This window comes from Pelovirga sp. C15f (assembly GCF_057178085.1).
On record NZ_JBXUCV010000008.1, the window covers coordinates 87,976 to 99,120 of the forward strand.

General features: G+C 49.2%; 8 protein-coding genes. All 8 read left to right on the top strand.

What is annotated here, in order from left to right; translation table 11 throughout:
- Positions 1–204 precede the first annotated feature (204 nt).
- Genes AC1931_RS14225 through AC1931_RS14260 form a run of 8 tightly spaced genes read left to right on the top strand, consistent with a single transcriptional unit; the run spans position 205 to position 10,846 of the window.
- Positions 205–1,149, top strand: coding sequence for an REP-associated tyrosine transposase (locus AC1931_RS14225; RefSeq protein ID WP_483877948.1), 945 nt, complete (start codon positions 205–207; stop codon positions 1,147–1,149).
- Positions 1,146–2,438, top strand: a complete 1,293-nt coding sequence (locus AC1931_RS14230) for a hypothetical protein (RefSeq protein ID WP_483877949.1) — start codon at positions 1,146–1,148, stop codon at positions 2,436–2,438. Before AC1931_RS14225 ends, AC1931_RS14230 begins: the two co-directional genes overlap by 4 nt.
- Positions 2,435–3,241, top strand: coding sequence for a polysaccharide deacetylase family protein (locus AC1931_RS14235; RefSeq protein ID WP_483877950.1), 807 nt, complete (start codon positions 2,435–2,437; stop codon positions 3,239–3,241). The genes AC1931_RS14230 and AC1931_RS14235 overlap by 4 nt, the downstream gene beginning before the upstream one ends.
- A complete protein-coding gene (locus AC1931_RS14240) occupies positions 3,231–4,703 on the top strand; it encodes an oligosaccharide flippase family protein (protein ID WP_483877951.1) in 1,473 nt (490 codons plus the stop codon). The genes AC1931_RS14235 and AC1931_RS14240 overlap by 11 nt, the downstream gene beginning before the upstream one ends.
- Entirely contained in the window at positions 4,700–7,222 is a 2,523-nt protein-coding gene (locus tag AC1931_RS14245) for a polysaccharide pyruvyl transferase family protein (protein WP_483877952.1), read from the top strand. Before AC1931_RS14240 ends, AC1931_RS14245 begins: the two co-directional genes overlap by 4 nt.
- The gene (locus AC1931_RS14250) at positions 7,219–8,283 is read left to right on the top strand and encodes a glycosyltransferase family 2 protein (protein WP_483877953.1); all 1,065 of its coding nucleotides are present in this window, start codon (positions 7,219–7,221) and stop codon (positions 8,281–8,283) included. Before AC1931_RS14245 ends, AC1931_RS14250 begins: the two co-directional genes overlap by 4 nt.
- A complete protein-coding gene (locus AC1931_RS14255) occupies positions 8,280–9,605 on the top strand; it encodes an O-antigen ligase family protein (protein WP_483877954.1) in 1,326 nt (441 codons plus the stop codon). Before AC1931_RS14250 ends, AC1931_RS14255 begins: the two co-directional genes overlap by 4 nt.
- A 20-nt stretch (positions 9,606–9,625) precedes the next feature.
- Positions 9,626–10,846 carry a glycosyltransferase family 4 protein gene (locus AC1931_RS14260; RefSeq protein WP_483877955.1) on the top strand — a complete coding sequence of 407 codons (1,221 nt, stop codon included), beginning with the start codon at positions 9,626–9,628 and terminating at the stop codon, positions 10,844–10,846.
- Positions 10,847–11,145: the final 299 nt, after the last annotated feature.

An 11,145-nucleotide genomic window follows, 5' to 3' on the forward strand; every position in this document is an offset into this window, starting at 1 on the left:
GTAAGAAAACAATAGTAAGAAAACAATAGTAAGAAAACAATAGTAAGAAAACAATAGTAAGAAAACAATAGTAAGAAAACAATAGTAAGAAAACAATAGTAAGAAAACAATAGTAAGAAAACAATAGGGTCAGGTCTCAACACTTGACGAAAAGATGTTCTTTAGTATATGGTCTCACGCCTATTGCTTACAAAGGATTAGGCTGTGTCACGACCGTTAAGAATTGAATACCCCGGTGCGTTTTATCATGTTACGTCACGTGGGAATGAACAGAAGGTGATCTTTAAGAGTCAAAAGGATCGGGAAAAGTTCTTGGCCTATCTGGATTCCGCAGTAACGCGCTACGGGGCAGTTATTCATGCGTATTGCCTGATGAGCAATCACTATCATTTGCTGTTGGAAACACCCGGGGGGAACCTTTCTCAGATCATGCGGCATATCAACGGTGCGTATACGACCTATTTCAATGTCAAGCGCAAGCGTGCCGGACATCTGTTTCAGGGGAGGTATAAAGCCATTCTGGTCGAGGCCGATGAGTATGCAACGGAGTTGTCCCGCTATCTCCACTTGAATCCAGTCAGAGCGGGGATGACATCCCGACCAGATGACTATCAGTGGTCCAGCTACTGTTGCTACGTTGGGCTCAACAAGGCACCCGATTGGTTGACTGTGGATTTTATTCTTGGATACTTCGGTGGTAATAATCCAGGGGCAAGGAACATCTATCGACACTTTGTTGAAGACCTGCTCGATAAAGAATATGACAGTCCGCTGGAACAGGTGATCGCCTCAACGATTCTGGGTCGACCGGAGTTTGTTAGTGACATATCTGACCGGATGTTGGGTGAAGCACAAGATATGCGGAATATACCAGCAGTGAAAGAGTTGGCAATTCGCCCCTCTATGGATGACATCATTGCAAGAGCCCAAAAAGAACCGGTCGACCCAAAACTGTTGAGAAATATCAGCATCTATTGCTGTCAGCAATTCAGTGGAGCAAAGCTCCGTGATATCGGCGCGTATTTTGGTATCAGCGATGCAGCCGTATCTCAGGTAAGCCGAAGGTTGACGTTGAAGTGCGAAAAGGATCAGGAGTTGAAAAAGGTTGTCAGGCGATTGGAAGAAGAGTTGAGGAGTGTCAGAGGTTGAGACCTGACCCCTATGATGTTTTGAGGTTGAGACCTGACCCCTATGGATTTCAGAATACGCCGTCTAAGGACGAGGCGATCGAGATCCGGCGGTATCGTTCCGACGACGAGCCACAGCTCATAAAATCTTGGATGGAAGCCTATCCTAACTTATTTCATTTCAAATATCCGGCACGCTGGAAATGGAATATGTTCGATAACCCGTTTGTGTCGGAAGGAAATCGACCACTGTGCTGGGTAGCCTCCAAGGACGGCGAAATTGCCGCTTGGTCTACTGCCATGGCTGTACCGATGATCGCAACTGGCCAGCGGTTGACGGGTGGACATTCCTGCGACACTTATACTCTTGAGCGTTATCGTTGCTACGGTCTGGGTAAGAAGTTGCAAGAATTTAATCAGGATGCTCACACCATTTTCATCGCCATTGACCCATCTCCAAGCAACAGGCGAAATAAATATAAGGTTGGTGGTCATCCTGGCAGGCCTCTTGACACTTGGTTGCGGGTGAGTTGCAGACTTGATCGTGATGTGCTCTATGCTTCATTCTTGAGACTTGTCGCAAAGTATCTTGGCACACGAGTTGTGCGTCTTTTAATGGCGTGCAGAAATTTTGGCCTTGCCATGTTCATCAATTTTCTTTGCAGCATTGCGATGCGCTCCAGGCAGGGGATACCTTGTCGTGCTCATGAACAGTCGAGTAACTTAACCTTTCAAGAAGTGGACATCTTCGATGCACGAGTTGATGCACTTTGGAATCAGGTTGTATCGGATTACAGCTTTGCTATTTCCAGAGAGTCTGCATATCTGAATTGGAAATATAACCTTCAGCCGAACCTGACTTATCGAAAGTTTTTGATTTTAAGAAATGAGACGCCCGTTGGTCTATTGATCTACCGGTTTCCTGTTTCAAATGAACAACAAGTGGGGATCATCTCCGAATGTTTTTGTATCGATGATGACCCTGTATTGCACGCAACCTTGGTTGCCCATGCACTTGAAGATTTCCAATGCCACGGCATCGACAATATCAAGTGCGGAGCGAGTACAGAAAATCAGAGAAAGGCATTGCAAAATTTAGGGTTCGGGATGGTTGATATTGATGTACCGGTTTTCCATATTTCTCCCAACAGGGCTGACATCAACTTGAAGGACTTGATGGCAAAGGATTGGCTCTTGAGTTTGGGCGATTCTGATATTGATCAGATCCGGCCGGAGCATCAGCCGACTTTTGTGGAAATTATCCGGATTTTGCGCGGAAAAGTGCCAGGATCGGAGCACCTTTCACGATGAGTGACCTTTTTTTTAAACTGCAACGAAAAGTGAGAGAGGCGTTGTTACGGCGCAAATTTGTCGGTCCTGGTCCCGGCGGTGAGCAGAAGATCAGTCTGGTTCTCTACTTCGATTATGAACGGGAATTTGGTAATCCGGCCGGTAAAGATACGGCAGAGGCAGGTTTTCGGGCAATCCTCGACATCCTCAACCGGTACGGTCTTCGCGCTACCTGGAACAGTGTCGGACTGATTGCCGAGCACTACCCGGAGACACTCGCGGCCCTCAACGTTGCACGCCAGGAAATCGCCAGCCATACCTATTATCATGTCGATCTCTCCAGTAGCGATCAGGAAACGATCACGGAGGAACTTGTGCTGTGCAGGGAACGCATCCAACGCCAATTCGGTGTCGAGATCGTCGGCCTGCATCCCCCCCGCGACCGGTTTTCTCTGAAACTCCCCGGTCTCATGAAACAGAATGGCTATCGCTATCTGTTGGCGCGCTGTAGCAACCCCCGCCACTTTCATGCCCATTTGATGAAAGCGCCGGGAGGAGAGAGTATTTTGTGTATTCCTTCCATAGCTGACGATTGGGGCTTTATCGATGCCGGTCTGACGGCTGGAGCCATGTTGCACTTTTGGCAGGAAAGGATAGCTGCTCTTCGACCGGGACAAACGGCAGCCATCGGTTTTCACCCCTGGGTCCTTGGCGCTCATCCCGACCGTTTACAGGCCTTCGCTTCGCTGATCGAACAAGTTGTGACCGATCCGACGATCCAGATTCAACCGGCACGAGAGATCGCGGACTGGTATGAGCGTTGATTTAAAAGCATCATCCGGGAATCGGCGACTCTGGAAAGGTATTCTGCAACTCGCATCGGGGACTGCCGTTTCGCAGCTTATCGTCCTGCTTACGACCCCGATTTTGACCCGTTATTATTCACCGCACGACTTCGGAATTGCTGCTTTTTTTCTGTCATTTCTGATGTTTATGGCCCCGCTTGCGACCTTGAATTATTATCAGGCAATCATTCTTCCAAAGAATGAACAGAACGCACTGAATGTCAGTCGGCTCTGCGTCATTATATCGCTGGGCATTTTCATACTTGTTAATCTGCCCGCTTTTTATTTGATGCGACCGGCGCTCAGCAGCTTTTTTAAAATGCCGGAGCTGATGCCGATCTTCTGGTTGATCCCGGTGGCGATCCTGCTGCGGAGTCTCTATCTGATTCTGACGGCATACACCGCCCGACGGCGGGCATTCGTCCTGCAATCACGTGCGCGTATCGCCCAAACTCTTACAGAGAGAGGGCTCGCCCTTGCGATCGGTTTTGCTGGTCAAGTGTCATCTCTGACACTCGTATTTACCCGATTTATTAGTTTTATAATCGAAACCGCGCTCCTCTTTTATGCATTTTTGCGTCGGGAGCCCGCACCGGAAACTGACGAGAAGGTTCGGACAATCAAGGAGTTGGCCAAAGATTATCGGGAGTTTCCCCTCTACTCAAGCAGTGCCATGCTTCTCGCCAACGGCAGCAGCCAGTTGCCATTGCTTTTGCTTCCAGTCCTCTACTCTCCTGCTGTCTGTGGCCTTTTCGCCTTGGGGAACCGCCTCTTTCAAATGCCAATGCAAATGCTCGGCGAATCGATCCGTAATGCCTACTATAAGGAAGTTGTCGACCGTATCCATAACGGCGAAGAGAATTGCTGCGGTTTTCTGAACTTGCGCAAGCACCTTGTTGCTGCGGGAATGTTTCCGTTTATTTTCCTCCTCTTTTTTGGGGAGTTTCTCTTCCGAATTTTTTTCGGTGAGCAATGGGCGGAAGCAGGAATCTATGCCGGAATTCTCGGCTTTTTTTTCTTCTTTCAATTTATCTCCACTCCAATTACCAGCCTCTTCAACGCCTACAAGAAACAGCGCTATCTGATGTTGATCAGTGCGCTTATCTTTATAAACAATCTGGTGTCACTCCTGCTCGGGGCGTATCTCGGTTCACCGACTAAGGGTTTCATCTTGTTGACTATCAACGGCATCGGCATCTACGTACTGATGAATTATCTTGCGGAAAAGACCGTCGGTGCAGCTCATAGTGAACAGTTTGCTCTCTACGCCCGGTATATCGCTTACAACCTCCCGGGAATGGTTGCTTTTTATCTGGTACGTCAGCAAACCCATAGTATGCTGGCCATTTTTGCTACTGGAACTATTCTTGCCACCGGTTACTACATTATCGTCTATCGAGAAAAATTTTCTATTATGATGAAAATATGGGGAAAAAAATGAAAACAATCGTCATCACTGGTATCGGTGACACCCGTAATAACGGCTGCTGGGCTATGGTCGCAGCTGCTATTACGTCGATCAAAGAAGCATCTCCGGTGCCGGTTAAATTTATCATTCTCAATCGAAAAAATGCCGTCGATACGCAGCGACTCGCCTTTCCTGATGTTGAATTTGTCTCGCGTCCCTGGACTTTGGTGACGATGCAGAAAGTTCGTCTTCTCTGGATTCTTTTTTGTGCCGGATTCCTTTCGTTACAGGCACTCTTTTATCCTCTGGCCAAGCACAAATTCATCTTTCCTCGCTTTTGGCGGTCAATACACGAGGCTGATCTTGTTCTAGACCTCAGCGGTGACAGCATCAGCTCCGACTACAACTGGATTGCCAACCTCACAGTCATTCTGCCTCTTCTCCTCGCCCGGATGATCGGCAAACCCTATTACCTCTGCGCGCAAAGTATCGGCCCGTTCGGCAAAGGCAGAATAGACAGATTGACGATCAGCACACTGAAAGCGGCAGCTCTTATTACGGCCAGAGAAGAGCGCACTGTGCAGATACTCTCCGGCTACGGTATCAGTGACAATGTACGCCGCACCCAGGATCTTGCCTTTCTTCTTTCGCCCGTATCGACAACTGAGACCCAGATTCTACTTAAATCCGAAGATATCGATCCTTCTGTTCCATGGGTCGGGATGTCAGTCAGCAGTATTATTGCTAGCTATGCTTTTAAAAGTTTACCGGTGATAGAGCGTGAAGACGCCTATATCGCTGCAATGGCCGCATTCTGTGATGAACTTTTTGAGAAGTACAAACTTAATATCCTCTTTGTCCCTCATGTAGTTATCCCCGGTATATCGGATGATCGCAAGGTGACCACTCTGGTCAGAGACCGTATGCGAAATAAGCAACAGAGCCGAATTATTCATGGCGATTATACCGGTGCGCAGCTCAAATCCCTGATCGGCATTTGCAAGCTCTTTGTCGGCTCGCGTATGCACGCAACAATTGCCGCCCTCTCTCAAGGCATACCGACCCTGACCCTCGTCTACAACCACAAAACTCTCGGCATTAATGGTGATCTTCTCGGGCAGCACGATTATCTGATCGATCTGCGCGAGATACATCAGAGCGATTTCTTGCCGAGTTTGCAGCGGACATTTCAAAAACTGGTTGATTTTTCCGAGTCGGTCCGGGTGCAACTGAGTAAAAACTTGCCGGCAATACGCGAGGGGTCAAGGGTAAACGCCTGGATGGCTGTTGATTATCTCGAATGCGCCGGGCCGTTACTAAAGATGTCCAATGCGCAATTCTGTACCGGTTGCGGCACCTGTACCGGAGCCTGTCCGCAGAGTTGTCTGGTCATGCGCGAAACCCCGCAGGGGACGCTGCGGCCCGGTCTGCGCGGCAACTGCTGCAACTGCCGTCTCTGCGATAAGGTCTGTCCGGCTCTCGGTTTTGATCTTGATCAGGCGATAAGCGAAAAGTTTGTCACTCAACCTCGTGCAACTGTCCTTTCCTACACCGGCCATGCCATTGATCCGGTTGTCCGTTATAATGGCGCCTCTGGTGGCATGGTTACCGCCGTTGCGTCAGCGCTGCTGCAACGCGGTGAGGTGGATGCGGTTTTGGTTGTCGGGGCCGATCCTGAGAATCCGTTCAAACAACAATCCTTCTGGGCGACAAATCCGGCCGATCTGCAAAGAACGCAGGGGTCCCGTTATCTGCCGGCAGCGGTCAATGATGCCTTCGCATCGCTCCCCGCGTCGGCGCAGCGCCTTGCCGTTGTCGGTCTCCCCTGTCATTTGTGGGGGATAGATCTTCTGGAAAAGAACGGCCTCCTTGGTAGTCGGCAAATTGTCTGGCGCCTGGGGCTTTTCTGCGGACGCACCCCTTCTCTTCACGCCGCCGACGCACTCCTCAGCGGCATCGATGCCACGCGCCGGGATGTCTTGCGCCTCGATTTTCGCGGCGACGGCTGGCCAGGAATCGGACGTATCCACACCGCTCAGAAAGAGTTACGAATTCCCCCCTCCGAGATGTGGGGGCATATCGGCACACCGTTCTTTACCCCGTTGCACTGTTTCGTCTGCCCGGACTTTTTTGCCGAACTCAGTGATCTCTCATTCGGTGACGCCTGGCTGCCCGAGTGCCGGAGCGATAACCAAGGCACTAGCCTGGCTCTGGCCCGTAACGAACGGGCGGCCGCGCTTCTTGCATCCCTGAACGATGATCGTGTCATCGCCATCAACGCAGTGTCGGTTGAGTCAGTACATACCGCTTTTGCCGGTAACATCCGTCGCAAGGCTGGCAGCACGCAAAAAAGAGAAATCATTGGCTGCATGCCACCGGTCATTCGTCGCGAAAGCAATAAACCTCCGACTTCAACCTCGCAGCGCTTTGAACGTCTGCTCGCTCGTTCAGCTCAAAGCCGCTCATTGCGTCGAACTCTTTATGCATTTCCTCCAGGCAGAACCATGCGGTTGCTTAAGAAAATTTCAAGCCGGTTGAATAGCCTTAAATGATGAGTGCCACCTTGCATCAGCCGTTGCTGACCGTCGCAGTCATCTGTAAGAATGAAGCAGCCAATATTGGGCGATGTCTCGACTCGTTGCTTGTAGCAACTACGGACATTGAAGCAGAAATCATCGTTGTCGACTCATGTTCTACTGATGCGACAATCGAGATTGCGCGTAAATACCCGATCACGATTATTCAGCTCGGCTGTGACTGGCCCCATTCACCAGCCGCTGGACGATTCACTGCGGTCAATCATGCAACAGGGCAATATATGCTTTTGATCGATGGCGACATGGAACTTATTCCTGGTTTCGTGGAAGCTGCGCTTTCGCTAATGACAACAAAAACTAACGTGGTTGCTGTCAGGGGAAGACTGCACAATTACCATATTGTGAATGGCAAACGAATTTACATGAACAGTGATTTGGCGGGTAGATTTGTAGTTTTTCCTAATGCTGGTCTGACAGATATTGAGAGTGAAATGCCCGTGGCCACCGGTTCAGCTCTCTTTAATGTCGAAGCGCTACGCGCAGTTGGAAATTTTCACCCATTTCTCAAGGCGGAAGAGGAGTATGAAGTTGCGCAGCGCCTCCGCGCGCGCGGTGGCCGAATCTTTTATCTGCCGTTCGATGCTGTTAATCATTATGGCTATCTCCCTAATCCCTTTGCTGAGATCAACCGCCGGATGCGCCGTGGTCTTGTCGGTGGGATAGGGCAGATGGTTTGTCTTTCTTTTCAGGAGGGGTTTGGCATTGAAAATCTGCGGCGCTTTCGTCTGCAACTGCTGTTTGGCTTGTTTTTTTTCGCCTTGGTGCCAATCGTGCTGCTACTACCGGTCATCCCGGTAATGCTGACGGTCTGGGCCTCCCTTTGCACACTTCTATTTGTGATCTATTGGCTGAAAAAGCATTCAATCAAACTCGCGCTGGCAGCGATCATACACAATGTGCTTATCGGTATCGACATTGTTAAAGGGCTTTTTATTCCCCTGCCGGCGCGAAAAACTTACCCGACAAGGGTAACAATCATCAATAGCCCAACTAGTTATGATAAGAAGGCAACATGAGCCTCTCGAAGCCGTTGTCGCTTGATTCGATACTACTGCTGCTGGTTTTTCTTCTGCCATCAAGCTTTCAGCTGACACCACCGGCAATTCCTATCGGTGATTTCTATATTACCCTAGTGGAGATCATTATTTTTGTGCTCCTTTTCCACTGGGGTATGGATTTTCTATTGAGCGGAAAAGCTTACAGGGCGATCTTTGATAAAAGCTTTCTTCTTCTTTTTTCCTATTTCGTGCTGAGTCTGTTGTTCGGTAGTAGCCGATATGGTGTGTCTCAGGCTCTTGCGGATTTTCGTCAATTTCTGCCGCTATTTCTCTACTTTTGGTCTATGCGATTTTTCGGACAAGCCCAGGATCTTTTTGAAGTGCGTCGCAGTCTTTTCAATGTGATGTTGTGGGTGGCGGGTTATATTATTATCGCCTTTCTCTTTTTCCGGGGCATAATGGCAGCAGATGAACGCATGGCCAATCGTGTTTTCTTTGACAATACCTTATTCCTGTTAATGGCCTACGGAGGATATTTGCTCGGTCATGCTATCCGTATTCAAGCGAGACAACGTTATCTTTTTTGTCTTCTTGGTTCTAATGCGTTAATGCTGTTAGTCATGCAAGTCCGTACCTACTGGGTTGCCTTTGCGGTCGTCCTTGGTGCGGAGGCAGTCCGTAATCGCCTAGCTTTTTTTCGTACCCGTCTTTTTCTCTACTCGGCTTATCTAGTCACCCTTCTGTTGTGTTCCGGTGCATTACTTATTGAGCTCGCTCCTGATGCATTTCCTAGTAAAGGGGTAATAGCATCGATCAGCGAGCGGATGGAGTCTTTGGTCAATTTGAATCAAACTCTATTCGAGTGGGAGGCAGCAGAGGCTAATGATGTGGAAACGATCAGCACACGCGCGGTAACAGCACAGACAGTTTGGAACGACTATGTGATGCAACAGCCCCTTTTTGGTACTGGATTCGGCGGAGAATTGCCACTCATGAGTCCTTTGGGTGGAGTAGTTCTTATGAAGTACCAGATCGACAACGGATATCTCACAATTCTTGCTAAATTCGGTTTTATCGGGTTTGTCATTTACGGACTCATCCTCTGGCATATTTGCCGGACTTTATACTTCATTGCCAGATCGCCTTTTGCTCAAGAGGACGAAAAACTCCTTGCGCGCAGTTTCTTGGCCGGTTTCGTTGCAATGATGATTGCCTCATTGTTTTCATCAATATTTATTCGTCAACAGCCCATTCTGTTAGGGTTTCTCTTTGTCCTGGCTGAAATCGCAGTGATGCAACGGAATGTCGAATATCGTATGCGCCAGACCAGCCAGAGCTAATTTTTTTTGCGAGGTTTTGAATGAAATTTCTTTTTGTTAATAATTTTTTCTATTTGCGGGGGGGATCAGAGCGGGTTTTTTTTGATGAAATCGCGATGCTAGAGCAACATGGGCATCAAGTTGCTCCGTTTTCTCGACAGTTTGAAAAGAACCTGACATCTTCGTACAAGGATTACTTCGCCAGTCCGATTTCTTACGAAAATGTGCCTTTATCAGAGAAGGTTACAGCTGCGGTCAAGCTCGTCTATTCCTTCGAAAACCGTCGGAAGGCGGGACGTCTGATGGATGATTTCAAGCCTGATATTATCCACTGCCACAATATCTACGGACGGATTACTACCGCGGTTCTCGATGCGGCGCGAGATCGCAAAATACCGACAGTCATGACACTGCATGATTACAAGCTTGTCTGCCCGGCCTACCTGATGTTGCGTAATGGCAACGTCTGCGATCAGTGCCGCGGCAAGGCGTTTTACCACTGCGCCGCGCACCGTTGCCATAAAGGAAGTCTCCTCCCTTCTCTGGTCTATACCGCCGAAGCCTATATGAGCCGTATTTTCGACAAGTACGATAGCGTCCGTTATTTTCTTTGCCCGAGCCAGTTCTTGCTGGAAAAACATGCACAGGCCGGCATCCCTCGCGAACGTTTGGTCTATCTGCCGAACTTTCTTCACATGGAGACATTTACCCCAGATTACACGCCAGGCAAATATATTCTCTACGCCGGACGCCTCTCGCACGAGAAAGGGGTAACAACATTACTCAAGGCGATACGCGGTCACGACCTGCCCCTCAAGATCGTTGGCGACGGACCACTACGGCAGGAGCTCGAAACCTTTGCCCGTAATGAAGGGCTTAATCAGGTCGAATTCCTCGGGTATCGATCTGGAGACGAACTTAAAGCCCTCTTTGCCGGGGCGGCGTTTCTGGTCTTCCCCTCGGAGTGGTACGAAAATGCGCCGATGACGATTCTTGAAGCCTTTGCCAGCGGCAAGCCGGTCGTCGGCTCACGCATCGGGGGTACACCGGAAATGGTGAGGGAAGGGGAGACGGGCCTTCTTTTTGAACCTGGAGATGTCGAAGGGTTGCGTACTGTGATTACTCAGCTTTTTAGTGACAAAGCGGCGATCAGCCACATGGGGAAGGCTGCAAGACAGCAAGGCGAAAGAGAGAATTGTGCCGAAAGTCACTATCAGCAATTGGTTGATGTCTATTCTCGTGTACAACATTCTTCAGTTTGACGCCGTCACTAGATCTGGCCATGAGAAATATTTTTGGATTTAAATTTATCATTCTTATAGTTTTTTTCTGCCTTATCATTACAGCGCGGGAGAGCAGTGCTGAGGGAAAATCACCTATGGGGCTGCATGCATCAATTGATAACAAGGGCGGAAATGTCGCAGTCGACGGTCTTGAATCGCCCCGGGTTTTCCGGAGACAGTTTTCGTTTGAGTCAGGCTGCCTCGCTTGACTCCTCTAGCCGATAATATTCCATCTCTCGTTCTGCCGGGGGAATATTTCCAATCGGTTCCAGCAACCG